The following is a 25,823-nucleotide window of genomic DNA, read 5'->3' as shown; positions in this document are numbered from 1 at the left end:
CCGGATAACCGGTCGATTCGTGGGCCGCGGGATCGGCCGGCGGCGGCACCGACGGCGACGCGGCCCCCGTCTCATGCGCGCCCCAGCCCGGCGACGGCTCGCCGGACAACGCACTCCCGAACGACGGTTCGGCTCCAGACCCGCCAGTCGATTCATGCGGCGCCCAGCCGGACAACGGCTCGTCGGTCGCCTCGTGCCGTCCTCGCGACGGCGGGCCCTCCGCCGACGGCGACCACGGCTCCGACGCCGAAGGCTCGCCCGACGGGACGTGCGGCTCCCGCAACTCCCACGGACGCGAGGCCTCCTGCGCCCTCCAGTCCGGCGACTCATCAGCCGAGGGCTCGGCCGCCTCAGGCAGCGACCACGACGCCCCCGGCTCCGGTGACAGAGGCTCAGGTGAAGAGGCGCCTACCTCGCCGGGCGCCCACGAGGACGAAGCCTCCTGAGAAGCCCACCCTGGCGATTCGCCGACCGAAGGCTCGACCGGCTCCTGCGACGACCACGACGCCCCCGGCTCCGACGACGAAGGCTCGGCGGAAGGAGCGGCCGGCTCCTGCGACGACGGCCAAGAGGGCGAAGGCTCCTGCGAGGCCCAACCCGGCGACTCGGCGGCCGAAGGCTCGGCCGGCTCACGTGAAGACGGCCATGAAGGCGAAGGCTCCTTCGAGGTCCAGCCTGATGGCTCGGCGGCCGAAGGCTCGGCCGGCTCACGTGAAGACGGCCAAGAGGGCGAAGGCTCCTGGGAGGTCCAGCCTGGTGGTTCGGCGGGTGGGTCCTCTGACGGCCAGGGGCGCGGGGTCTCCGGTGCGGTCCAGGTCGGCGGCTCGGCGGGCGTGGGGTCGGGCGGAGGGGTGGGAGGGGTGTGGGTCGTCCATGAGGTGTCGGCCGGTGACCCGGTGCCCCAGCTCGACGGTGGCGCTTCCGGCTGCGGCGGGACCGAGGGGGGCTCGGAACCCGGTTCGAGAGGGGACTCCGCCGGAGGTTGGACGGGGACCCAGTCCGACGCGGGCTGGTCGTTCTCGGGGGCGGGGCTCCTGCCCGCCACGCGGACGTCTTCCGGATAGGGGCCGGGACGGGGCGGCGGGGTTTCCTGCGGCTCTGGAGGGCCGGGGTCCTCGGGCTCGTCGGGGCTTGGACGGTCACGCGGGCCGAATCTCACGGGTTCGATCCTGCGCTGAGATCAAGATCATCGGCAAGCTCATCCGTGCCTTTCGGGTGTGCCGTAGAGGGCGGCGCACAGGGCTTCGAGGCCGTCCGGGCGGTCGTGGGCGGGCAGGACGGCGAGGGCGGGCTCCGGGTCCGGGTCGAGGCGGAGCCGGACGGCCACCTCCCGCCGGAGCGGCTCGTCGGCGCCCTGAGCGGCGGCGATGTCCCGCAGGCCCACGGAAATGATCTCGGGGATGTCGACGGTGAGGGGCTGCTCGCCGGCGGGCAGCGCGTCCAGCCAGAGGTCGAGGACGCGGCGGGCGAGGCCGTTGAGGATGCGTCCCCAGGGGTCCACGAGGCCGGACGGGACGTTCTCGGTCAGCAGTTCGGGCAGCCCGTATCTGGCGAGGCCCCTGGTGGCGAAGAAGGAGCCGTGCGGGCCTGGGGTGTGCGGGAGCAGCATCCAGTCGGTGAGCCGGACGGCGCCGTCCGGTCCCGGCAGGGAGCGTTCGAGGTGGCCGAGGGTGAGAATCTGCGGGGTGAACACGTCGACGACGGGCGCGCCCAGCGCGGCGGCGATGGCGCCGGCGACCGTGCGGGCGGCCCATTCGTGCGCGGGCGGGCGGCCCGGACGGTACGCGGCGCGGACGGCGACGAGGTGGGCCGCGTCGTCGACGGCAGCGAGGACGGACGGCTCGGCGCCGTAGGCGGCGAGGAGGTCGCGGGGCAGCGGCGGGAACTGGGACGCGGGGCGCTGGTCGAGGCTCAGCATGGGGCTGTCGAGCATGCCGAGGACGAGGCCGCGCAGCGGCGGTTCGGTGCGCCGCGCGACCTCGTCGTGGGCCAGCCGGGCCGGGTCGGCGATCGGTTCGGCGAGCGCCACGGCGTAGGTGGCGTAGAGCGTCTCGGGGACCGGCAATGTCAGATTCTGACCCAACTGTTCCCCCGCGAGCGGCGATGAGCGGCGACGGTATCGATCAGAGCCCAGGCGGACGGTGGAAACTATCCGTCACAACGGGACATTTGCCTCACAACGCCGCCATCACTCCTTGTCCATGCACGGTCCATGCAGGTCAACGAGGCAGGACGGGGCTCGGCAGATCATGCTCGAACCACACGACCTTTCCCGGCTCGGCGCGGTGCGTGCCCCAGCGCGCGGAGAGGTGGGCGACCAGCTGGAGCCCGCGGCCCGTCTCGTCGGTGGCCTCGGCGTGCCGGAGCCGGGGCAGGTCGGCGCCGTCGTCGTAGACCTCGCAGAGCAGGCTCAGACCCTTGATCACGCGTAGCCCGATGGCACCGGCGCCGTGCACGAGTGCGTTGGTGACGAGCTCGCTGACCAGCAGCTGGACGGTGTCGGTGAGGGGTTCGAGCTCCCACTCGGCGAGCTTGGCCCCGACCTCCGCGCGCACCCACGGGACGGTGCTCGGGTCCGGGTCGAGCTCCCATGCGGCGACGTCGTCCTTGGGGATGCCGTCGAACCCGACCGCGACGATGGCGATGTCGTCGGCGGGCGTGGACGCGGCGAGGGTGTCGAGGAGCGAGTCGCAGGTCAGGTCGAGGTCGGGGGTCGCGTCGGTGAGGCGTCCGCGCAGCTCCTCCAGCCCGAGATCGATGTCGCGGCCGCGGCGTTCCAGCAGGCCGTCCGTGCACAGGACGAGCTGCGACCCGTCCTCGACCTGGACCTCCATCGCCTCGAACGGCTCGCCGCCGACGCCGATCGGCACCCCGGACGGGACGGGCAGCACGCGGCTGTCGCCGAACGCCGAAACCAGGACCGGCGGGACGTGCCCGGCGTTGGCGAGCGTGCATCGCCGCTCGACCGGGTCGTACACCGCGTACAGGCAGGTGGCGAGGTAGTCCTCGCCGAGGCGGCGGGCGAGGCCGTCGAGCTGGCGCAGCAGCCGCGCGGGCCGGATGTCCTCGGCCGCGAGCGTGCGGACGGCGGTGCGCAGCTGGCCCATGATCGCGGCGGAGGTGAGACCGTGGCCCATGACGTCGCCGACGACGATGCCGAGCCGGCAGCCGGGCAGCGGGATCGCGTCGAACCAGTCGCCGCCGACCTTCGCGGCCTGCTCGGCGGGCCGGTAGCGGTACCGGACGCGCGCGCCCGCGACGTCCGGCGGGTCGTCGGGCAGCATGCTGCGCTGCAGTTCCTCCGCGACCTGGACTTCGCGCCGGTACAGCCGTCCGTTGTCGATGCAGAGCGCGGCGCGGCGGCCCAGCTCGTCGACCATGGCGAGGTCGAGCTCCCCGAACGCGCGCCGGTCGGGCTTGCGGAGCAGCTTGAACGTGCCGAGGACCCGGCCCCGGGCGATCAGCGGAACGATCAGCATCGCCCGGCCGGTGAACAGCGCTCGCGCGTCGCGCCCGCCGAACGAGGCGGCGATCTCGGCCGCGCGCGCCGGGCCGACGCGCGGGATGTGGACGGGACGTCCAGTCCGCATGGCCTGGACGAACGGGGTGCCGGGCGGCAGGAGCAGCGCCTCGCCTTCGGGGACGGCGTCGTCCCAGCGTCCCGGCTCGTCGTTGTGGACGACCGCGACGCGGCGCATCTGCGTGGTCTCGTCGATCTCGGCGGCGGGCGGCGCCGAGTCGGCGACGACGCGTTCGAGCAGCTCGACGGCGGCGAAGTCGGCGAGCCGCGGCACGAGCACCTCGGCGAGCGCCCTGGCGGCCTGCAGGTGGTCGAGCGAGCTGCCGATCTGCTGTCCGGCCTCGCCAAGGTAGGTCAGGGGTTCCCTCACGGCCATCGTCTCCAATCCCTTTTCAGGGTGCGGACTCGGGTCGGGGGGCGGATGCGGCGCATCCGGGCGTGAACTGAGCGGTGAGCGGGCTACTCGGGGCGGCTGATCCGGTCGGGGCGGCGACCGATCTGCGCGGGACGGTCGTTGCGCGCGAGGCGGCTGATCATCGCGGGGCGGCGACTGATCGGCGTCCGACGGGACGGATCCGGATGCTTCTGGCGGGGCGAGCTTGCAGGGCTGCGGTGGGGTGGGGCTGTGCGCGGGTGGCGCGCCGCCTGTGCACGGGACGGTTGCCCGGTGGGGTGCGGGCCGCCCGTCCCCCCGGCGGGAGGAGTCGGCTCGGCTCTGCCCGTTGTGCCGAGGTTCCGCTTCGGGGGCCGGGACGATCGGCAGCCGGACGGTCAGCCCGAGCGAGACGGCCGGGCACCCGAGGCCGAGCACGCGTGAGGCGATCCGCTCGGCCCCGGCCGGGCCGACGGCGGGCAGCAGTTCGGCCAGCTGCGCGGCGAACGGCGCGGCGTAGGGGGCGGAGCCGGGCCCGGACGACGGCGTCGCCAGCGCGGGTTCGACGCGCAGGAGCCGCGCCCCGGTCGCGCGGCGTTCGCTGCCGTCGGGCCGCTCGACGGGACGGTCGCCGATGGTGACGCCGGGGCCGTCCTCGCGGAGCCTGCGCAGGTCGGCGGCGAGCGCGAGCACCCGGACGTCGAGGCCGCCGGGGCCCGGCTCGATCGGGTAGACCCACCAGCCGACCTCGGCGAGCTCGCCGGTGTCGACGCGCGGCATGGTGCAGGCGCCGCACCAGACGTGCCCGAAGATCTCCGGCTCGAAGGCGCCGCGATGCTCCGGCGGGAGGCGCAGCAGGGCGCCGGGCGGACGGCCAACGGCCTGGAGGCGTCCGACGCCGAACAGTTCGGCGGCGGTCTCGTCCCAGTTGCTGATGCGGCCGCGACCGTTGAGGGTGATGGCGGTCATCCGCGCCACACCCAGTAGGTCGGCGATGACCATTGCGGTCCCCCTCCCCGGAGCGAAGGATGCACGACGCCCCCGGCAACTCCTGGTAAAGGAGACGTTACCTGCTGTAATGAGATCGCGCGGGGAGTCCGCGGAACTCATGCGGGTGAGCGCTCACTCAGCGCCCGTGTCATGCTAGCTTCCAGGGCGAACACGCGCGGACAGGCGCGGACGGGCACAGCACAGGCGCGGAGGCGCGGACGGCCGGGAGGTTCGGGGTGGGAGCGGGCCCGATGCGGGAGCGGATCCTGGCGGCGGCGGTGGAGGTGATCCGCGCGCGCGGGATCGTCGCCGCGACGACCAAGGAGATCGCGCGCAGCGCGGGCGTCTCCGAAGGCAGCCTCTACAACCACTTCGCGAACAAGACCGCGCTGTTCGCCGCGGCCCTGGGCGAGGTGACGGGAACGGCGCGCGGCGCGATGCGGACGCTCCTCGAATCGGCGGGCAAGGGGACGGTGGAGGAGAACCTCGTCCGGTTGGCGGCCGACATGGTCCGCTTCTACGGCGAGCTGCTGCCGATGACCGGGCCCGTCCTGGCGGACCCCGATCTGATCGCGTGGCTGCGTGACAACGGTCCCGCCCAAGCACAGAAGGAAGCCGCCGCCAAGTCGCGCGCGCGGGCCAGGAGTGGCCAGGACGGCGGGGCACTCCCACCAGGCGCGCCGGGTGGCCCTCCGGCCGGTGTGCCGGGCGGCCCGACGAGCGGTCCGGTGATGGGCCACGCCACGCTGATCGGGTACCTGGAGGCGGAGCGGCGGGCCGGACGGCTGACCGAGGACGCTCCGCTGCCGTTCATCGCGGCGGCCCTGCTCGGAGGCTGCCAGCAGCACGCCTTCCTGACCCGGATCGCCGGCCCGGAGGCGGTGGCCGAGGGGGCTCGGCTGCCCGCGGCGCCGGAGGAGTTCGCGGCGCGGCTCGTCCGGACCGTCCTGGCGGGTCACCTGCCCCGGGACGCGTCCTGAGGCGCCCTGGACGACCCCCGGATGGCCGAAAGCGGCATACAGCACTAATGCCCCATTGACACCCTTCGTCCCCCGGCAGAAGATCACGCAACCCCCACTTGTGATCCCTGCCAGGGAGGCGCAATGCCGCGCACGAAGCTCCGGCATCGAAGACTCACCCCCGTCCTCGCCGCCGCCGCGCTCCTGATCGGAGCGCTGGTCGCGACCCCCGCGGATGCCGCTCCGAAACCCGCGTCCGCCGGCGCCGCCGTGGACGTCTACTCCGCCGAGTTGAACCCCGACGAAGTGAAGGTGCTGAACCGCTCCGGACTCGACCACGAGGACGTCCAGATCTCCAAGAGCGCGGAGAAGGGCAGCGTCCACGTCGAGGCCGTGATGAGCGCCGCCGAGGCCGCCGCGCTCAACCGGCAGGGCCTCGGCCTGACGGTCAAGAAGATCGGCGGCAAGGACGCCCGCGAGCGCGCCAAGGCGGCCGCGCCCAAGGTGTTCCGGCCCTACAGCGGCCCCGGGAACATCCGCGAGGAACTGCTCGGCGTCGCCTCCGACCACCCGTCCATCGCGACGGCCGTGGACATCGGCGAGTCCGTCCGGGGCCAGAAGATCACCGCCGTCCGCGTCACCAAGGACGTGCGGAGCCTCGGGCAGGGCCACAAGCGGCCCGTCGTCGTCTACCAGGCGGCCCAGCACGCCCGCGAGTGGATCACGCCGGAGATGGTGCGCCGGCTGCTGCACCACTACGTCGACGGGTACGGCAAGGACGCCCAGATCACCAAGATCATCGACACGACCGAGCTGTGGTTCGTCCCGGTCGTCAACGTCGACGGCTACGACCTGACGTTCCAGGACGGGTTCCGCCTCTGGCGCAAGAACGCCCGCGACAACGACGGCGACGGCCAGATGACCGGCGCGGACGGCATCGACCTCAACCGCAACTTCCCCTACAAGTGGGGCTACGACAACGAGGGCTCGTCCGCCCTGCCCACCAGCCAGACCTACCGCGGCAAGTCGCCCGCGTCCGAACCCGAGACCCGGGTGCAGATGGGCCTCTACAAGCGGGTTCGTCCGGCCTACGTGGTCAACTACCACTCGGCCGCGGAACTGCTGCTGCACGGCGTGGGCTGGCAGGCCCTGACCCGCAGCCCGGACGACGCGATCCACGACGCGCTGCTCGGCGACATCGACCACCCGGCCGTCCCCGGCTACACGCCGGAGCTGGGCGCGCAGCTGTACACCACCAACGGCGACACCGACGGCCAGGCCGACAACGTCCACGGCGCCCTGTCGATCACGCCGGAGATGGCGACCTGCGCCTCGGCCGCCCGCTCCGACCCGGACGACGAATGGGAGCCCGGCAACTGCGGCAGCGTCTTCGAGTTCCCGGACGACGAGACGCTCATCCAGAAGGAGTTCCAGAAGAACATCCCGTTCGCGTATTCGGTCGCCAAGTCGGCGCAGAAGCCGGACGAGCCCGTCTCCTCCGTCGGACGCACCGCGCCCGACTTCGAGACCGACGGGTTCACCACGTCCTACGGCCGCGAGCAGGAGGTCGCCTCGGTGATCCGCCGGTCGCTGCGGGACAAGGAGCTGCGCTACCGGATCAACGGCGGCCGCGAGCACCGCGACGACGTACGCGAATGGCGCGGCGGCGAACGGTTCGGGGACGAGAACGACCACTACTACGCCGAGTACCGCGGCAAGATCAGGCAGCGGCCGGGCGACAAGGTCGAGGTGTGGTTCACCGGCCGGAAGGACCGGAAACAGGTCGAGAGCAAGCACTTCACCTACACCGTCCGCGACCAGCAGAAGGCGGATGTCCTGGTCATCGCGGACGAGGACTACACCGGCGTCAACCCGGCGTACCCGCCGGGGACGAACAAGCCCCGCTACGCCCAGCAGTACGCCGACCTCGTCAAGGCCGCCAAGCACAAGCCGCTCGTCTGGGACATCGACAAGGACGGCGTCCCGCACGACCTCGGCGTGCTGAAGCACTTCGACGCCGTCGTCTGGTACCTCGGCGACAACCGGCTCACCCAGGACGCCGCCGACGACCCGATCAAGACCTACCTCGGCGACCAGCCCGACTCGCAGGTCGCGGACCGGGCGAAGGACCTGCTCCTCTCCGTCCGCTCCTACCTGAACGAGGGCGGGAAACTCCTCCACACCGGTGAGACGACCGGCTACAACGGCCCCGTCAGCCGCCTCAACGGCGGCGGCATCTACTACGGCCTGAAGGGACACCCGGAGAAGCCCTGCGTGGTCACCAGCAACTTCCGCGACGACTGCGAACTGCTGTCGGACGACTTCTTCCAGTACTACCTGGGCGCGTACGACCGGCAGCGCGTCGGCGCACCAACCGCGTTCACCGGGACGGGATCGCCGTTCGACGACGTCACGTCGAAGCTGGCCGGGCCCGCGTCCAACCCCTTGAACGAGGCGGGCGGCTTCCAGGTGACCTCGACCGTCCTGCCCAAGGCGGACTTCCCGCAGTTCAACAGCTGGAAGGCCGGCGACTACACGGGCGCGGCGGCGCCGAGCGAGCCCTTCGAGGGCCAGTGGTACGTCGCCGGGCCGCACCAGGACGGCCTCTACCGGCGCCTGACCCGGACGATCGACCTGTCCACGGTCACCGCCGCGCAGGCGCCAGCCCTACAGGCCCAGCTCTCCTACAGCACCGAGACGGGCTTCGACAACCTCATCGTCGAAGCGCACACCGCCGGCGCCGAAGACTGGACCACACTCCCCGAGAAGAACGGACGGTCGAAGACGACCGTCCCGGCGGAGTGCGAGCAGGGCTACCTCCTCGCCATGCATCCGTTCCTCGGCCACTACCTGACCGGGGGCAACCCCTGCGGGAACACGGGATCGTCCGGCCAGTGGAACGCCATCACCGGCAACTCCGACGGCTGGGTTCCGGTCGCGTACGACCTGTCCGCGTACGCGGGCAAGAAGGTCGAGCTGTCCTTCTCGTACGTCAGCGACCCCGGCACCGGAGGGACCGGACTGTTCATCGACGACACCAGGCTCACCACGTCCGGCGGCCAGCCTGACGCCGAGGGCTTCGAGACCGGGCTTGGGCCCTGGGCCGTCCAGGCCGCCCCGCTCGGAAGCCCCGGAAACGGCGTCGAGTTCGTCCGCGCCCAGGCCCAGATCGACTCCGTCTCGGCGGTCGCGACCAGGGACACCGTACTGCTCGGTTTCGGCATCGAGCAGGCCGCCGACCAGCGGACACTGATGATCAGAGCCCTCCGGCACCTGATCGACTGACCGCGCCGAGCCCCCGGAAGCCCGCCCGCACCGAGGCTTCCGGGGGCTCCATATATCGCAAGATCGAAGAGCGCGCAGCACCATGTGACGAACGACACGTGACGACACGCAACCATTCGGAGCCTCCCAGGCGTCTTACACAGCAGGAAGACCACCGGCGGGTGGAACCCCAAATCGAGCACAGCCCGCGACGTCCCGGACGACGGGGTCGCCCTGGCATCGCCGATCGCACGTGACAAGCCTCGGCCCACCCCATGCGGGGCCGGGAGCGAACCCGCCGGGAACGGTGGCACGTATTACCTGACGGTGGGCGGATTGTTCGCCTGGCCCGCGCGTGCCCCCGAACACGCGCCAGCAATCGGCCCTCCCACGGGGGCCACTACCTACGGGGAGCGACGATGACCGCTGTCACCACACCTGTCCGCCGCACGGCGAAGGACGCCCGCACCGCGAACGCACGCACCGCGAAGGGCGCCCGCACCGCGAAGGACACGGCGACCATCGAGAACACGCAGCGCTACGAGCGCGACGTCCTGCCGCTCGCCGACCCGCTGTACGCCAGCGCCGTCCGCATGACCCGCAACTCCGCCGACGCCGAGGACCTCGTCCAGGAGACCCTGGCCAAGGCGTACGTGAACTTCCACCAGTTCCAGGAAGGCACGAACCTCAAGGCGTGGCTGCACCGCATCCTCACCAACAACTTCATCAACACCTACCGCAAGAAGCAGCGCGAGCCCCAGCGCGCCGGCTCCGAGGAGCTGGAGGAGTGGCAGATCGCGCAGGCCGAGGCGCACGGGTCCGGCTTCCGGTCCGCCGAGTCGGAGGCGCTCGACCGCATCCCCGACTCCGAGGTCGTCGCCGCCCTGCGCGCCCTGCCCAAGGACTTCCGCGACGCCGTGTACCTCGCCGACGTCGAGGGCTACCCGTACAAGGAGATCGCGGAAATGATGGGCACCCCGATCGGCACGGTCATGTCCCGCCTCCACCGCGGCCGCAAGCAACTCCGCGAATCCCTCGCCGACCACCGCGCCGCGCACGTGCTCGCCGCATAGCTCCTGGGCCCGCCACGGCTACGTGGCAGCACCCGATCCCGCAGTTGCCCCGTGACTGCGGGATCGCCCGTTCGGTGCATGACGGTGCATGAGGGCGGGATCGCCCGTTCGGTGCATGAGGGGTCGCGCATGGGGTACCGAGAGCCCAAACTTACGGGTCCGCTCCAACCCCAGCCGTCGCCCGCAACCACGCGACGACCCCCATGATCGCGATCGCGTCCGAAGGCAGGTTTCGAGCGGAGCGAGAAACCTGATCGCGCAGCGAGCCGCCAGGCGAGACGGAGCGATGCGGCGATCGCAGCGCATCTCCCGACGATGGAGGCCCTCCGGGGCCGACGGAGGAGGGAGATGCAATGAACACGAGGGATGAGCGCGCGATGCCACCACCCAGGGTCTGTGATGTCATGACGGTGGAGCCCGAGACGTTGCCGCTGGACGCGACGCTGTACGAGGCCGCCCGGATCATGCGGGACAGGGGGATCGGGGACGTCCTGGTCACCTACGCCGGACGACTGTGCGGCGTGGTCACCGACCGTGACATCGTCGTACGGGCCGTCGCCGAGAGCCGGGACACGGCGCTCACCCCCCTCGGCGACGTGTGCACGGCGGAGCTGACGACGGTGCGCCCTTACGACGACACCGGGACGGCGGCGCGGCTGATGTCGGAGCAGGCCGTCCGGCGGCTGCCTGTGGTGGACGACGAGCACCGCCCCGTCGGCATCGTGTGCATCGGCGACCTGGCCGTCGCCGACGGCGACGGCGGGCCGCTGTCGGAGATCAGCAAGGCCCCTCCGAACAACTGATCCGCAGGTCGCTGCGCTGGGGACGCGTATGAACAACCGGGGACACCGTGGCCGGGGCGCCGGGCAGGCGCCGCGGGCACCGCAGGCGCCGCGGAATCCGGCGCAGGATAATGTCGGAGGGGTGACGCCCACCGAAACGGTCCTGACGGACCAGCTCGCGTTGGAGATCGCCCGGCTGGGGATGGTCGGGGAGTCGTCCGACATCGGCACCCTGCACCGGGTGACGGAGCTGGCCTCGCGCGCCGTTCCCGGGTGCGCGGGCGCGGCGAGCGTGCGCTGGGCGCTGCCGGAGATGCGCGGCGACGATCCGGGCTCGGCGCTCGGGCTGCCGCCGGACGCGGCCCAGGCCGTCCCGCGCGTCCCGCTGCAGGACCCGGGGCCCGACGCCGTCCCGCCGGACGTTCCCGCGCCGGAGGAGACGCGGCCGGAGCCGCTGGCGGCCGCGGCCAGCCATCCGGATCTCGCCGAGGTGACCGACCGGCAGCTGTCCCGCGGGCACGGGCCGATCTTCGACGTGGTCATGGACCGCAGGGCCCTGACGTCGGACGACATCCTCGGGGAGACCCGCTGGCCGGAGGCGATGTCCGACATGCTGCGCCGGGGGGTGCGCTGCTTCACCACGACGCCGCATCTGAACCCGCCCGTCATGGTCACGCTCACCCTGTACGGGGTGACGCCGAAGGCGATCTCCCATGAACGGCACGCGCTCGCGTCCCTGCTGATCGCCCAGGGCAGCGCCGCGGTGACGAACACCCAGCAGTACGACGACGTGCACCGCACCGCCGTCCAGTTGCAGGAGGCGGTGGAGGCGCGGGCCGTCGTCGACCAGGCGAAGGGCATCCTCATGCACGCGCTGGGCTGCGACGCGGACGAGGCGTTCGCCGAGCTGCGGCGCATCTCGCAGACGCGTCACGTGAAGCTCACCGCGCTCGCCCAGCGTATCGTCGGTCATCAAGGCCTTCCTTAGCTCATGGATCCGGGCACGAGGTCAGGGATCCCGGCGCGGCGGGGCGGCCGCCTGGTTCCACCGTGTGACGCGGATGAGAGGCAGACCAGATGCACGATCAGCCCGACCAGCTCGAACCCGAGTCCCTGATGCGGGAGATCTCGGACCTCGAAGGGCGCATCGGCGAGCTGCGCCAGGCCGCCGGCGTGCCGGCGCCCGACCTGCGGGCGACCCTGGACGCGGCGCTGGTCGAGCTGGAGCTGGCGCTGACCGTGCTGCGGACGATGGGCACCGAGCAGACCGGCGAGCAGGGCGGGTCGACCGCGGCGGAGAACGAGCGGCGGGTGCTGCGCACCGTGTTCCAGGACGCGCCGGTGCCGCTGTTCCTGCTCGACCGCAACACGAGCGTCCGGCGGGTGAACCGGCAGGCGGCGACGCTGCTCGGCACGTCGTCCGGGTACGTGTCGGGCAAGCAGTTCACGGTGTTCTGCGACATGGCGACCCGGGCGGCGGTGCGGTCGCAGCTGGCCGCGGTGGTCCGGACGGGGCGGCGGCGGCGCGTCCAGGTCCGGTTCCTCGGCCGGGACCATCCGGTCGACGCGGTGGTGACCCTGGCCCGGGTGTGGATCAGGGGCGAGCCCGATCCGATGGTCGTGGTGGCCGCCGGCTCGACGACCACGCCGACCGACGATTCGGAGCCGGCGGAGCGCGTCGGCGGCGAGCAGGTCCCGACCGGGTCCGCGCGGGCGCGGTCGGGCCAGGGCGTGCCGCCCGACGACGAGGCCGTCGCGACGATCGTCCACCGGATGGACGTCGTCGCGACCGCCGGGGAGCTGCTGCTGGACGAGCCGGTCTTCAACGAGACGGTCGCGGTCCGCAGGTGCGCGCGGCTGCTGGCCGCCGAACTGGCCGACTGGGCGTTCATCGACCTGACCGGGCCCGCGAACGGCGGGCCCGGAACGTCGCCCCAGGGCGGTGCGCACCTCGCGGGGTCGGCGTCGCGGGCCGCGCCGCTGCTGCGCCGGCAGGTCGTGATGGGGCCGGAGGACGAGCGTTCCGTGGAGGCGGCGCGGACGCTGGAGGAGGTCGACCCGGTCGAGGGCACGCTGCCGCACACGGTGTTCGTCACCCGGCAGAGCGCGCTGCGGCCGCATGTGGAGAACCTCGACGTCCTCGGCGTCTGCCCGGACGGCCATCCCGTCTGCGGCAAGATCGGCGCGACGTCGGTGCTGAGCGTCCCGATCGAGGACGGCGACCGCGCCATCGGGACGATCACGCTGGCGGCGAGCGGCGAGTACGGCCCGTTCGACCTGATGGACCTCGGGGTCGTGCAGCGCCTCGGCCGGTACCTGGCGCTGGTGATCAGGGCGGCGCGGCTGTACCGGCGCCGCGCCGAGGTCGCGGAGACGCTGCAGGCGGGGCTGCTGCCGAAGTCGCTGCCGTCCATCCCGGGCGTGACCGTGGCGGCGAAGTACCTGACGGCGACGCACGGCTCGGAGGTCGGCGGCGACTTCTACGACGTGTTCCGCACCGAGAACGGCTGGGGCCTGGTCCTCGGCGACGTGTGCGGCAAGGGCGAGGACGCGGCGGCCGTGACGGCGACGGCCCGGCACTGCGCGCGGCTGGCGTCCCGGTGGAAGGCGCGGCCCGGGGACGTCCTCGGCATCGTGAACGAGGCGCTGCTGGACGAGGACCGCTTCGTCACCGCCGTGATGGCCGGGCTGACGATGGAGACCGAGAAGATCATCGTGTCGCTGGGCACGGCGGGCCATCCCCCGGCGATCGTGGTCCGCGCCGACGGGGTGATCAGGTCGGCGTCGCGCGGCGGCGTCCCGCTCGGCCTGTTCGAGGACTTCGAGCCCGGCCTGGACGCGGTCGACCTCACCGTCGGCGACACGCTGTTCCTGCACTCGGACGGCGTCCTTGAGGCGTGCGACATGATGCGGCAGGAGTTCGGCCAGGAACGCCTGCTTGAGACCCTGGCCGCGCATGCGGGCGACACGCCGCAGGGCATGCTCGCGGGGGTGGAGCAGGCGCTGCTGGAGTACTGCGACGGCGACCTGCGCGACGACGTGTCGATGCTCGCGCTGCGCGTCGAGCCGCCGTCCCTGGCCTGACCGAAGGCGTTTTCCTGACTGATGACCCTTTTGCGGGGTAAGTCGGATTCATGAGCGTCGATCACGCGGACAAGCCGCGCAACGAGACCCGGCACGAGCGTCTCGACCGGCAGCTGATGGAGCTTCTCCAGGGGTTCCGCGTCGCGGTGACCGGCGTGCAGGTGCTGTTCGCGTTCCTGCTGACGGTGCCGTTCGCCGCCGGATTCGACAAGGTGGACGGCCCGGGGCTGCCACTGTTCTACATCGCGCTGTTCGGTGCGGCCGTCGCGTCCGTCTGCTTCATCGCGCCGGTGTTCCAGCACCGGATCCTGTTCCAGCTCGGGCAGAAGCCGCTGCTCATAAGGCGCGCGAACCGGTTCGGGATCCTCGGCGCGTTCGCGCTCGGCGTCTCGATCACCGCCGCCACGACGCTGATCGTCGAGTCGCTGGAGGAGAAGGCGGCGTGGACGGTCGTCACGGCCGTGATCATCCTGCTGCTGTGCGCGTGGGCCTGGTTCGTCCAGCCCTACCTGACGCGGTTGACCGCGAACGGCCGCCCGGACGGCGACGACGACCCCTGATCCCGTCCGGGCCCCGACCCACCCCGGTTCCTGACCGTGCCCCGCGCGGCCAGGGACCGGGGTCGCCCGATCCCCCGGCCGGGCATCTCGATCAGTAGGCGCGGCCGAAGATGACGCGTTTGCCGTAGTCGGACGGGCGCCCGCACTTCACGCACGCGCCCGTCTCCTCGGGCGCGTCGGCCGGGATGACCCGGGGCGTCGCGGACGTCTCGGCCTTGATGTCGTCCTCGCAGGCCGTGTCGCCGCAGTGGAACGCCCGCGCCCAGCCGGTCGCGACCTGCGCGGTGAAGGCGTCCCAGCCGTCCACGACCGCGGTGTGGTCGTCGCGGAACTTCTCGGCCCTGGCCAGCAGGAACGCCTGGAAGTCGGCGAGGATGCCGGGCAGCAGCTCGGGCAGCTTCGCCAGCGGGATCTGCTCCTTGCCCTGCCCCTCGACGGCCGGGAGCCGCCGGACCAGCGTGCCCACCCCGGCCTCGATGTCGCGCTTGCCCAGCTCGATCCGGACCGGGACGCCGCGCATCTCCCACTCGTTGTACTTGAACCCCGGCGACAGCTGCGGACGGTTGTCGTCCACGTGCACCCGGATGCCCATCGACTTGATCGCCGCGCCGAGCTTGCGCGCCTCCGCCGCGGCCTCCTCGCCCTGCTCCTTGCGCCCGATCGGGACGATCACGACCTGGTACGGCGCGAGCCGCGGCGGCAGGACGAGCCCCTTGTCGTCCCCGTGCGTCATGATCACGCCGCCGATCATGCGGGTGCTCATCCCCCAGGACGTGGTGTGCGCGAGGGTCAGCTTGCCCGCCTCGTCCTGGTACTGGATCTCGAACGCCTTGGCGAAGTTGGTGCCGAGGTAGTGCGACGTCCCGGACTGCAGGGCCCGGCCGTCCCGCATCATGACCTCGATCGTGTACGTGCGGACGGCGCCCGCGAACCGCTCGCCGGGCGTCTTCTCCCCCGCCACGACCGGCATCGCCGCGAGCTCCTGCGCGACGCCCGCGTAGGCGTCCAGCGCCCACATGGTCTCGCGCATCGCGTCGTCCTCGTCGATGTGCGCGGTGTGGCCCTCCTGCCAGAGGAACTCCGTCGTCCGCAGGAACAGCCGGGGCCGCATCTCCCAGCGGACGACGTTCGCCCACTGGTTCAGCAGCAGCGGCAGGTCGCGGTGCGAGTCGATCCACTTGGCCATGTACTCGCCGATGACGGTCTCGGACGTCGGCCGCATGATCAGCGGCTCGTCCAGCTCCTTGCCGCCCGCGTGCGTCACGACGGCGAGCTCCGGGGAGAAGCCCTCGACGTGCTCGGCCTCGCGCTTGAGGTAGGACTCCGGGATGAGCATCGGGAAGCACGCGTTGTCGTGCCCCGCGTCCTTGATGCGCCGGTCCAGGTCGGCCTGGAGCAGCTCCCACACCCGGTATCCGTACGGTCGGATGACCATCGTGCCGCGCACCGGTCCGCGGTCGACGAGCTGCGCCTGCACGACCAGCTCGTTGTACCAGGCGGAGAAGTCCTCACTTTGCGGCGTCACACCTTCTCGACTCACGGGCCACAGGGTACTGACTGCCGCGACGCTGTACGAACGCTTTAGCCCGCTCACGGGCGCTTCGCTACCCTCGCGTGATGCGCTGGTCCCACATGTTCGTGCCCACGCTCCGCGACGATCCCGCCGAGGCGGACGCGCCGAGCCACCGGCTGCTGCTCCGGGCGGGCTACGTCCGGCAGCTCACCGCGGGCCACTATTCGCTGCTGCCGCTGGCCGTCCGCGTCCGGGCCAAGATCATCGGGATCGTGCGGGAGGAGATGGCCGCGATCGGCGCGCAGGAGATGCTGCTGCCCGCCCTGCATCCGGCCGAGCCGTGGAAGCGCTCCGGCCGCTGGGACCTGATGGGCCAGGAGATGTTCCGGCTCCGGGACCGGCGCGGCGCCGACCACGCCCTCGGCATGACGCACGAGGAGATCTTCGCGACGGTCGCCCGCGAGCTGAGCTCCTACCGCCAGCTCCCGCAGCAGTGGTACCAGTTCCAGACGAAGTTCCGGGACGAGCCGCGCCCCAAGGGCGGCCTCATGCGCACCCGCGAGTTCACGATGAAGGACGCCTACAGCTTCGACATCGACCGTCCGGGCCTGGACGCGTCGTTCGACGCCTACCACGGCGCCTACACGCGGATCTTCGAGCGGCTCGGCATCCCGGCGCTGCCGTGCGAGGCGTCCAGCGGGACGATGGGCGGCGCGGGCTCGACCGAGTTCATGTGCCCGTCGGACGTCGGGGAGGACCTCGTCGTCCACTGCCCGGCGTGCGGCTACTCGGCCAACATCGAACGCGCGACGTCGGTCCTGGCGGCCGCGTCCGACGGGCCCGGCCTTCCGTCCCCCGAGCGCTTCGACACCCCCGGCGTCCGGACCATCGACGACCTCGCTGTTTTTCTGGGGGGCGACCCCCAGACCCCCGAGGGCGGCTCAGCCGATCCTCGCGCCGCTGGCGCGTCGCTGCGGTCGTCTGACCGCTATGACGCGCCCGGCGACCGCCAGATCAAGACGCTCGTCTACATCCTGGACGGCACGCTCACGCTCGTCCTGCTGCGCGGCGACCACCCGCTCAACGAGCAGAAGCTCGCGGACGCGACGGGCGCGGCCGAGCTCCGGCCCGCCGACGCGGCCGAGATCCAGGACGCGCTCGGCGCGCAGCCCGGCAGCCTGGGCGCGGTCGGCGTGTCGCTCCCCGTGATCGCGGACGAGGCGCTCCGCGGCCGCCGCGGCATGTTCACCGGCGCCAACACCGACGACGTCCACCTGCGCGGCGTCGACGTCGGCCGCGACATCGACGTCGGCCTGTGGGCCGACCTGCGCGAGGTCGAGGCGGGGCAGCGCTGCGTCCGCTGCGGCGAGCGGCTGGGGATCCAGCGGGCCATCGAGGTAGGGCACATCTTCAAGCTCGGCGACCGCTACGCCCGCGCGCTCGGCGCCGAGGTGCTGGCCCCGGACGGCCGCCGCGTCCCGGTGATCATGGGCAGCTACGGCATCGGGATCGAGCGCGCGATGGCCGCGATCGTCGAGACGCACCACGACGAGCGCGGCATCGTCTGGCCGCTGCCCGTCGCCCCGTTCCAGGTCGCCGTCGTGGCCGCCCAGTCGGACGACGCCGCCGTGGCCAACGCCGCCGAGGACGTCTACACGGCGCTGGCGTCCGCCGGGGTCGAGGTCGTGATCGACGACCGGGCGGAGCGGGCGGGCGTGAAGTTCCGCGACGCCGAGCTGACCGGCATCCCGTTCCGCGTCACCGCGGGCCGCCGGGGCCTGGCCGACGGCGTCGCCGAGGTCACGACCCGCGCGACCGGCGAGACCGTCGCGGTGCCGCTGGACGCCGTGGTCGATCACGTCAGGTCCCTCGTCGGTCGTTGACAATGGTGGGATCGGTCGACCCGCGGAAGGGGCCATGGCAGAGATCATCGGAACGGACGGCACCTGGACGTTCGACGGGGACGTGTTGCGCATCGTGCCCGGTCACGGGCGCGGCGTGCACCGGCTGCGGCGCCTGCTCGGCGAGCTGGCCGTGCCGCTGGAGGCCGTCGCCGGGATCGCGGTCGAGACGGGCGGCAAGGGCGGTGTCCTGCGCGTGCGGCTGCGGCAGGGGGCCGACCCGCTGCTCCAGGCCGCCGCGGGCGCGTTGTCCGAGTCGTCCGACCCGTACCGCCTGACCGTGGACGGCGGTAGGTCCGCGGTCGCCGAATATCTCGTCGACGAGGTGCGGAACGCGCTGCTGATAGAGGAGATCGGCAGCGGTCCGGTGGACCGCTATCTCCTTTCCGGGCCCGACGTTCCGATCCGCGCGTCCGGCGGCGACGGATCGGCCGCGTTCGACGGCGACTCCGTCCGGCTGGAGTGGAACTGGATGGCCGAGACCGCCAAGAAGGACGCCGGGCCCCAGCAATTGCCACTGCGGGAAATCGCGAGCGTGGAACTGCATCCCGCGATCGGCCTGGACAACGGCCACCTGCGTTTCCGGACGGACGGCGGCGCCCAGCAGCCGGAGCCCATTCTCGACCCGCACTGCATGATGCTGTGGGGATTCAAGAAGGAGGCGGCCGCCGCGATCGCGCTGGCCGCCGCCGTGGTGGCGCGCCTGCCGCACCCGAACGCGGTCGACGACATGCCCCCGCCGCCACTGGAACCGGGACCGGCTCCCGAACCGACGCGCGCACAGAAGCATGCAGAAGACCACGCGGAGGACCACGACGCGCTCCTGCGGCGGCTCCGGGAACTGGGCGACCTGCGCAAGGAAGGCATCCTCACCGAAGAGGAATTCACCGCCGCGAAACAGGCCGTCCTCCGCCGCCTCTAGCGCGAAAAACGCGGCCTCCAGCGCGAAAACCATTTGACCGATCAGGCGCGCGTTTCCGAGACTCGACGACTATGGGCCACGTCGAGGTGGGGCACGTCCGTCATACGCTGCCGGACGGCCGCGTGCTGCTCGACGACGTGTCGTTCCGCGTCGGGGACGGCGTGGTCGCCGCGCTCGTCGGCCCAAACGGGGCGGGGAAGACGACGCTGCTGCGCCTCATCGCCGGTGACCTCGCGCCCCAGGCCGGGACGGTCGCGCACAGCGGCGGGCTGGGCGTGATGCGGCAGTTCATCGGAGGGATGCGGGACGACTCGTCCGTCCACGACCTGCTGCTGTCGGTCGCGCCGCCGAGGGTACGGGAGGCCGCGGCGGCGGTCGAGGCGGCCGAGCTCGCGATGATGGAGCGCGACGACGAGCCGACCCAGCTCCGCTACGCCACGGCCCTCGCCGGGTGGGGCGACGCGGGCGGCTACGAGATCGAGGTGCTCTGGGACGCCTGCTGCGTCGCGGCCCTGGGCGTCCCGTACGACTCCTGCCGCTGGCGCGAGGTCCGCACCCTTTCCGGCGGCGAGCAGAAACGGCTGGCCCTCGAAGCCCTGCTGCGCGGCCCCGACGCGGTCCTTCTCCTGGACGAGCCCGACAACTACCTGGACGTCCCCGGCAAACAATGGCTTGAGGAACGGCTGCGGGAAACGTCCAAGACGATCCTGCTGGTCTCCCACGACCGCGAACTCCTCGACCGTTCGGCTGAGCGCATCGTCACCGTCGAATCGTCCCGGGTCTGGATTCACGGCGGCCGTTTCTCCACCTATGCCGCCGCCCGCCGCGACCGTATCGAACGTCTGGAGGAACTGCGCCGCCGCTGGGACGAGGAACACGCGAAACTCAAAGAACTCGTCAACACCCTCCGCAACAAGGCGACGTTCAACGACTCGTTCGCGTCCCGTTACCGCGCGGCGCAGACACGCCTCCGCAAGTTTGAGGAAGCGGGCCCGCCCGAACTTCCGCCCCGCGACCAGAACCTCCAGATGCGCCTCCGCGGCGGCCGCACCGGCAAACGCTCGGTGATCTGCGAGGAACTGGAACTGACGGGCCTGATGAAGCCATTCGACACCGAAATCTGGTACGGCGAACGCGTCGCCGTCCTCGGGTCCAACGGCTCCGGCAAATCGCACTTCCTGCGCCTTCTCGCCGCCATCGCCGAGACCCTCCCGCGCGGCGCGACCCCGGCCGCCCCGGTCGCCCACACCGGCCGGGCCCGCCTGGGCGCACGCGTCGTCCCCGGCCTGTTCGCGCAGACGCACGCACGTCCCGACCTGGCCGGACGCACCCCGTGCGAGATCGTCATGACCGAGCACGCGCGCTTCCGCAACGACGCGATGAACGCCCTCGCCCGGTACGAACTCCACTTCTGCGCCGAACAGCCCTTTGAAACGCTTTCCGGCGGCCAGCAGGCCCGCCTGCAAATCCTTCTCCTGGAATTGGGCGGCGCCACGATCCTCCTTCTGGACGAGCCCACCGACAACCTCGACCTGGCCAGCGCGGAAGCCCTCCAGGAAGGCCTGGAAACCTATGAGGGAACCGTCCTCTCGGTGACCCACGACCGCTGGTTCGCCCGCTCCTTCGACCGCTACCTGGTCTTCGGCGGCGACGGCTCCGTCTACGAATCCGCGGAACCCGTCTGGGACGAACCACGGGTAATCCGCCCCCGCTAGGAGGCGGTCCGATCATGGTCGCCGAGACGGAATCTCATTGATCATTCACATACCGTGCGGTGGCAAACGTAGGATCCCTCCTAGGCGGCCAGAACGATGCGAGGAGTCGACGATGCCCCGACCCGGCGCCACTCCCGACGGGCCACCCGCGAAACAGCCGCCCCGCCTGCCCGACCCGCCCAGCCTCCCCGGTGACGCCCAGGCACGGTTCAGGACCGACGTCCCCTCCCCCGCGCGGACGTGGAACTACTGGCTCGGCGGCAAGGACAACTACGAGGTGGACCGGGTCGTCGGCGACGCCACCGCGGCCGTGAACCCCGAGCTCATCCGGCAGGCCAGGGAGGGCAGGCGGTTCCTGATCCGCGCCGTGCGGTACCTGGCGGCCGAAGAGAAGATCCGCAACTTCCTGGACATCGGGGCCGGGCTGCCCACCGAGTCCAACACCCACCAGATCGCCCAGCAGACCGCACCCGACGCCCGCATCGTCTACGTCGACAACGATCCCATGGTGCTCGTGCACGCACGCGCCCTCATGCGCGGGACGACCCCCGAGGGCGTCACCGGCTACCTCGACGCCGATTTCCACGATCCGCGGCAGATCCTCGACGAGGCCGCCAACGTGCTGAACTTCAACGAGCCGATCGCGGTGATGTTCATGGGCGTGCTCGGGTTCTGCCAGGACTATCCGACCGCCAGGCAGGTCGTGGCCGACACCATGGCGGGCGTGCCTTCGGGCAGCTTCCTCGTCCTCTGGGACTGCACCAACACCTCCGAGGCCGCCAGGCGTAGCACGGAGAGGTACGCCGAGTCCGGGACGGTGCCCTACAACCTGCGCAGCGTCGAGCAGATCGACGCCTACTTCGACGGCCTGGACAAGATCGAGCCGGGCGTCGTCACCATCACGCGGTGGCGGCCCGACCTGGCCGAAGGCGAACCCGGGCCCGAACACGTCCACGGCTACGGCGCGGTCGCGCGAAAGCCCTGACGCGTCGCCGGGGCTTGGGCGCGACCGCGACCGCTGGCGGAGCCGGGTCGGAGCGGGGTCGGCGCGAGGGGCGGGGTCAGCGCGGGGGGCCGACGACGACCTGGCCGTAGGCGTCGGCCGCGGCGGCCAGCGCCTCCTTGGAGATCTCGAAGCCGTCCGGCCTCGGCGTGGACAGGTCGCGTCCGGCCTGGCGGAACATCCCCTCGATCCCTCCCGGCGTGGCGATCATCAGCAAATCGGCCCGGTCGGACGTGATGCGATAGCCGTGCGGGATGTTGCGGGGCAGGTAGACGATGCCGCCCTCGGACAGCTCCATCTCCTCGTCACCGGCCCACAGCAGCGCGGTGCCCTTGATCAGCATGAAGATCTCGTCTTCGCGGGTGTGCATGTGGAACGGCGGCGCCTCGCCCTTGCTCACGTCGAACCGGCCGACGGTGAGCTGACCGTCGGTCGCGGCGGAGTCCAGCAGGACGGAGAAGGTACCGCCGTCGAGCCATTCGAGCTTCTGCTGCTGTTCGGGCTGTGCCAGATACGGGATGGACATCGTTTCTTCCTCTGCTCGGTCGGGCCAGGCGGTCGAGTCGGACGGTCGGATCGTCGGTCAGGTCGGACGGTCGGGTCGGGTCAGGCGGGGATCAGTTCGCCGACGATGGGGATGAGCTTCTGGCCGGACGGGCTCGTCCAGCTGCCCGCCAGCTCGGTGAGGATCATGTTGGTGGACGCGAGACCTGCGCCGGCCTTCTCCATGCGGCGCAGGGCGAGGTCGTCGGCGAGCCTGCTCGGGGATCCGCCCGCGTCGGCGACGACCTGGACGCGGTGGCCGTCCTGGAGGGCGCTCAACGTCGGGTAGACGGTGCAGACGTCGTTGGTGACGCCGGCGATGACGAGGTCGCGGCGGCCCGCGTCCTTGACCGCGGCGGCGAAGGCCGGGTCGTCCCAGGCGTTGACGACGCCCTGGCGGCGGATGCGGTTCGCGTACTCGTCCGGGGCGATCTCGGCGAACTCCGGCAGGATCTGCCCCTGCGCGTGCTCTTCGAGGGACGTCGTCAGGATCAACGGCATGTCCAGTGCCTTCGCCGCCTTGGCCAGCGCGAACGCGTTGGCCTTGAGCTCGTCCCTGTCGGTCGAGCGGACCCAGCCCACGGTACCGGCCTGGTGGTCGATGAGGACGACCGCGGTGTTCTCGGGGGTGAAGAGGTTCAGAGCCATGACCGGAGGTTCCCTTCGAGGGTTAAGCGGAACTTTTCGTCCGGTTGAACGTGCGACGGGGCGATCTGATTCCCGGCCGCGCGGGCTACCGTGGGGCGGGAGGGGAGGACGCGTCCGATGAGCGAGAGTGGCCGGGCACGCCGCCGGCCGCGCCGCGACGCCGAGGCCAACCGGGAACGGCTGCTCGCCGCGGCCGTGACCGCCATGCTGCGGGAGGGACGCGACGTCCCGCTCGCCACCATCGCCGCGGAGGCGGGGGTCGGCATCGGGACGCTGTACCGCAGGTACGCCGACCGGCAGGCTCTCCTGCACGATCTCGAACACCGCGCCTACGGCCTGCTCGTCGGCATCCTGGAGGAGATCGACGGCCAACCGGGCACGGGACGGGAGGCGGTCGGCGAGTATCTCGCGCGCTGCTTCGCCGTCGGCGACCAGCTGGTCCTGCCGCTGCACGGCGCGCCGCCGCTGATGACGCCCGAGGCGGTCCGGGCCCGCCGGACGATCAATCGCCGCCTGGACGGCCTCCTCGCCCGAGGCCGGGCGGACGGCAGCATCCGGGCGGACGTCAACGCGACCGACGTCATCGTCTTCGCCGCCCTCATCACGCAGCCCCTCTCCTATGGGCCGGACTGGCCGCGCATGGTGCGGCGCCAGATCGCGCTCTTCCTGAACTCCCTGGCGGTCGACGGCCCGCTCGACGTCCCGGGACCGCCGATCGAGCAGGGCGACATCGAGGGCGCTTTCGCGCTGAATGCCGGTGACGGCCGGGGCAATCCCACGTGACCAGGGACGGGATGTCCTGTCCAGATTGGTGGGGCGATAGGTAGGGTGCCCAAGTGCGGGTGGTTGTCACAGGTGCGGCAGGGTTCATCGGGAGCCATGTGGCCGATGCGTTCTCGGTCGCCGGGCATGAGGTGCTCGCCGTCGACGCGCCCGGACGGTCGCCGACCCCGGACGTGGCGCGGCGGACCTGGGCCCAGGTGGCGGTGCGCCCCGGGGTCGTCGCCGCCGAGGTCGATCTGGCGGTGCACGATCTGGGCGCCGTGGCGGCCGCGGACGTCGTCGTCCACCTGGCGGGACGGCCCGGCGTCCGCGACTCGTGGGGGGCCGGACGGGCGGTGGCGGAACGCGACAACGTGCTGGCGACGCGGCGGCTGCTCGCGGCCTGCATGGCGCGTCCGGCGCGGCGCAGGCCCCGGGTGATCGTCGCGTCGAGCTCGTCGGTGTACGGGTCGGCGGGACGGCGGCCGAACCGGGAGGACGACCCGCTGAGCCCGGCGAGCCCGTACGCGGCGAGCAAGGTCGAGGTGGAGCGGCTGGCGGGGCTGGCGGCGCGGGACGGGCTGCGCACGGTCCTGCTCAGGTACTTCTCGGTGTACGGGCCCCGGCAGCGGCCCGACATGGCTTTCCACCGGTTCGCGGAGGCGGCGCTGGACGGACGGCCCCTGCCGGTGTTCGGCGACGGGCACCGGTCGCGGAGCTTCACGCACGTCCGGGACGTGGTCGCGGCGACGCTGGTGGCGGCGGCCGAGGAGCTGCCGTCCGGGATCGCCGTCAATGTCGGCCATGATGAGCCGGTGGCGGTCACGGACGCGATCGAGCTGCTCACCGGCGTGCTGGGCGTCCGGGCGGAGATCCGGCGGGAGGCGCCGGTGGCGGGCGACGCCGAGCGCACGTGGGCCGACACGGCCCGCGCCCGGCGGCTTCTCGGCTGGACGGCCACGACCGGGCTGGCGGAAGGCCTCGCCGACCAGATCGCCTGGCATCGCGAGCTGCGCGCGGAGGGGGTGCGGGTCGGATGATTCCGATGATGAAGCACCGGGCGGCCTATGTCGCGTTCGATCGGTTCCCGTCCAGCAAGGGGTCGGCGGTGCACATCGCGCAGATGGCCGACGAGCTGTTCACGCGGTTCGGCGGCGGGCTGCTCGGCGTGATCGGCGGCGGTGACCTGCCGCGCTACCAGCGGGAGGGGACGCGGGAGATCGCCAGGTTCGACGCGCAGGTGCCGAACCTGATCGACCGCGCGGAGGCGTTCTCGCAGTGGGTCGCAGGCCACCTGGAGCCGCACTGGGACACCCTGGAGATCTGCCACGTCAGAGATCCGTGGAGCGCCCTGCCCGCGGTCGCGGACGGCCGCCGTCACAAGGTCGTCTACGAGGTCAACGGGCTGCCGTCGATCGAGATGGCGCACACCTGGCCGTGGGCCGCGCCCAGGACGCTCGACAAGATCCGCGAACTGGAGCGGTTCTGCCTGGAGCGCAGCGACGCCGTCGTGGTGCCGTCGCGAGTGATCGGCGCGGCCGTCCGGCGGCTCGGCGTGCCGGACGGCATGGTCCATCTCGTCCCGAACGGCGCCGAGATCCCCGGCGAACCGCGAAGGCCCGCGGACGCCCCCGAACGCTACGTCGTGTACGTCGGCGCGCTGCAGCCGTGGCAGGGCCTGGACGTCCTCGTCCGCGCGTTCGCGCGCCTCGCCGACCTGCCGGGGCTGCGGCTCGTGATCTGCGCGTCCGTCCCGGAGCGGCGGGCGAAGCCGGTGCGGCGGCTGGCCGAGCGCCTCGGCGTCGCCGAGCGGATCGACTGGCGGTTCACGCTGCCGCACGACGAGATCGCGGCCTGGCTCGCGCACGCGCGGGTCTCGGTCGCGCCGCTGACCGGCTGCGCCCGCAACCTCGACCAGGGCTGCGCGCCGCTGAAGGTGATCGAGTCGATGGCGGCGGGCGTGCCGGTCGTCGCGTCCGACCTGCCCGCGGTGCGCGAGCTGATGGCGGACGGCGAGCACGGACGGCTCGTCCCGGCCGACCGTCCCGCCGAGCTGGCCAGGGCCGTCCGGATCCTGCTGGAGTACCCGGACGAGGCCGCCGCCATGGGCCGCAGGGCCAGGCGGCGCATCGAGCAGGACCTGACCTGGACACGTTCACGCGCGCTGCTGGCCGATGTCTACCGTGCGATCGCGCCCTCGGATCGATAGGT

At 72.0% G+C, this 25,823-nt stretch carries 19 protein-coding genes; 14 read left to right on the top strand and 5 right to left on the bottom strand.

Going from position 1 to position 25,823, the window contains the following annotated elements:
- Nucleotides 1-1,198 precede the first annotated feature (1,198 nt).
- Together ACH34T_RS25515 and ACH34T_RS25510 are read right to left on the bottom strand one after the other, a co-directional pair.
- Entirely contained in the window at nucleotides 1,199-2,065 is an 867-nt protein-coding gene (locus ACH34T_RS25515; protein ID WP_396023443.1) for a hypothetical protein, read from the bottom strand.
- Nucleotides 2,066-2,219: 154 nt separating this feature from the next.
- On the bottom strand, nucleotides 2,220-4,895 hold the full coding sequence (locus ACH34T_RS25510) for a SpoIIE family protein phosphatase (RefSeq protein ID WP_396023442.1): 2,676 nt from the start codon (nucleotides 4,893-4,895) through the stop codon (nucleotides 2,220-2,222).
- Nucleotides 4,896-5,134: 239 nt separating this feature from the next.
- On the opposite strand from ACH34T_RS25510, the gene ACH34T_RS25505 reads away from it, so the two are divergent.
- From ACH34T_RS25505 to ACH34T_RS25475, 7 genes are all read left to right on the top strand, one after another.
- Complete coding sequence (locus ACH34T_RS25505; protein WP_396023441.1) at nucleotides 5,135-5,863, top strand: TetR/AcrR family transcriptional regulator; 729 nt, start codon at nucleotides 5,135-5,137, stop codon at nucleotides 5,861-5,863.
- Between the two features lie 123 nt (nucleotides 5,864-5,986).
- Entirely contained in the window at nucleotides 5,987-9,127 is a 3,141-nt protein-coding gene (locus tag ACH34T_RS25500; protein WP_396023440.1) for a M14 family zinc carboxypeptidase, read from the top strand.
- A 398-nt stretch (nucleotides 9,128-9,525) separates the two neighbouring features.
- Nucleotides 9,526-10,179 carry a sigma-70 family RNA polymerase sigma factor gene (locus tag ACH34T_RS25495; RefSeq protein ID WP_396023439.1) on the top strand — a complete coding sequence of 218 codons (654 nt, stop codon included), beginning with the start codon at nucleotides 9,526-9,528 and terminating at the stop codon, nucleotides 10,177-10,179.
- Between the two features lie 404 nt (nucleotides 10,180-10,583).
- Nucleotides 10,584-10,982: a CBS domain-containing protein gene (locus ACH34T_RS25490; protein ID WP_396023438.1), complete on the top strand. Its 399-nt coding sequence runs from the start codon at nucleotides 10,584-10,586 to the stop codon at nucleotides 10,980-10,982.
- 121 nt (nucleotides 10,983-11,103) lie between these two features.
- Nucleotides 11,104-11,949, top strand: coding sequence for an ANTAR domain-containing protein (locus tag ACH34T_RS25485; RefSeq protein ID WP_396023437.1), 846 nt, complete (start codon nucleotides 11,104-11,106; stop codon nucleotides 11,947-11,949).
- 89 nt (nucleotides 11,950-12,038) lie between these two features.
- Entirely contained in the window at nucleotides 12,039-14,045 is a 2,007-nt protein-coding gene (locus ACH34T_RS25480; RefSeq protein WP_396023436.1) for a SpoIIE family protein phosphatase, read from the top strand.
- A gap of 50 nt (nucleotides 14,046-14,095) precedes the next feature.
- The gene (locus tag ACH34T_RS25475) at nucleotides 14,096-14,605 is read left to right on the top strand and encodes a DUF6328 family protein (protein ID WP_396023435.1); all 510 of its coding nucleotides are present in this window, start codon (nucleotides 14,096-14,098) and stop codon (nucleotides 14,603-14,605) included.
- A gap of 91 nt (nucleotides 14,606-14,696) precedes the next feature.
- Here the strand turns inward: ACH34T_RS25475 and proS are convergent, their stop codons facing one another.
- The gene (proS, locus tag ACH34T_RS25470; protein WP_396023434.1) at nucleotides 14,697-16,145 is read right to left on the bottom strand and encodes a proline--tRNA ligase; all 1,449 of its coding nucleotides are present in this window, start codon (nucleotides 16,143-16,145) and stop codon (nucleotides 14,697-14,699) included.
- 77 nt (nucleotides 16,146-16,222) lie between these two features.
- Between proS and ACH34T_RS25465 the strand changes: the two genes are divergently transcribed.
- The 4 genes from ACH34T_RS25465 (at nucleotide 16,223) to ACH34T_RS25450 (ending at nucleotide 21,641) form a co-directional block, all read left to right on the top strand.
- A complete protein-coding gene (locus ACH34T_RS25465) occupies nucleotides 16,223-18,001 on the top strand; it encodes a proline--tRNA ligase (RefSeq protein WP_396023433.1) in 1,779 nt (592 codons plus the stop codon).
- 34 nt (nucleotides 18,002-18,035) lie between these two features.
- Nucleotides 18,036-18,941 (top strand): DUF4429 domain-containing protein, encoded by a 906-nt coding sequence (locus tag ACH34T_RS25460; protein WP_396023432.1) that lies wholly within the window; start codon nucleotides 18,036-18,038, stop codon nucleotides 18,939-18,941.
- Nucleotides 18,942-19,012: 71 nt separating this feature from the next.
- The gene (locus tag ACH34T_RS25455; protein ID WP_396023431.1) at nucleotides 19,013-20,656 is read left to right on the top strand and encodes an ABC-F family ATP-binding cassette domain-containing protein; all 1,644 of its coding nucleotides are present in this window, start codon (nucleotides 19,013-19,015) and stop codon (nucleotides 20,654-20,656) included.
- Between the two features lie 112 nt (nucleotides 20,657-20,768).
- The gene (locus ACH34T_RS25450) at nucleotides 20,769-21,641 is read left to right on the top strand and encodes an SAM-dependent methyltransferase (RefSeq protein ID WP_396023430.1); all 873 of its coding nucleotides are present in this window, start codon (nucleotides 20,769-20,771) and stop codon (nucleotides 21,639-21,641) included.
- A 76-nt stretch (nucleotides 21,642-21,717) separates the two neighbouring features.
- On the opposite strand, the gene ACH34T_RS25445 is transcribed toward ACH34T_RS25450, so the two are convergent.
- Both ACH34T_RS25445 and ACH34T_RS25440 read right to left on the bottom strand, forming a co-directional pair.
- On the bottom strand, nucleotides 21,718-22,185 hold the full coding sequence (locus tag ACH34T_RS25445) for a cupin domain-containing protein (protein ID WP_396023429.1): 468 nt from the start codon (nucleotides 22,183-22,185) through the stop codon (nucleotides 21,718-21,720).
- 80 nt (nucleotides 22,186-22,265) lie between these two features.
- Complete coding sequence (locus ACH34T_RS25440) at nucleotides 22,266-22,850, bottom strand: isochorismatase family protein (protein WP_396023428.1); 585 nt, start codon at nucleotides 22,848-22,850, stop codon at nucleotides 22,266-22,268.
- Between the two features lie 117 nt (nucleotides 22,851-22,967).
- On the opposite strand from ACH34T_RS25440, the gene ACH34T_RS25435 reads away from it, so the two are divergent.
- From ACH34T_RS25435 to ACH34T_RS25425, 3 genes are read left to right on the top strand one after another with little or no spacing between them, the layout of a single operon-like run.
- Nucleotides 22,968-23,633: a TetR/AcrR family transcriptional regulator gene (locus ACH34T_RS25435; protein ID WP_396023427.1), complete on the top strand. Its 666-nt coding sequence runs from the start codon at nucleotides 22,968-22,970 to the stop codon at nucleotides 23,631-23,633.
- Between the two features lie 53 nt (nucleotides 23,634-23,686).
- Nucleotides 23,687-24,652, top strand: a complete 966-nt coding sequence (locus tag ACH34T_RS25430) for an NAD-dependent epimerase/dehydratase family protein (RefSeq protein WP_396023426.1) — start codon at nucleotides 23,687-23,689, stop codon at nucleotides 24,650-24,652.
- A gap of 8 nt (nucleotides 24,653-24,660) precedes the next feature.
- Nucleotides 24,661-25,821, top strand: a complete 1,161-nt coding sequence (locus ACH34T_RS25425) for a glycosyltransferase family 4 protein (protein WP_396023425.1) — start codon at nucleotides 24,661-24,663, stop codon at nucleotides 25,819-25,821.
- The last annotated feature ends 2 nt before the right edge of the window (nucleotides 25,822-25,823 follow it).

It is taken from the genome of Actinomadura sp. 9N215 (genome assembly GCF_044326345.1).
Lineage (GTDB): Bacteria > Actinomycetota > Actinomycetes > Streptosporangiales > Streptosporangiaceae > Spirillospora.
The sequence above is the reverse complement of the archived record's forward strand: the minus strand, read 5'-3'. Positions and strand labels throughout refer to the sequence as shown.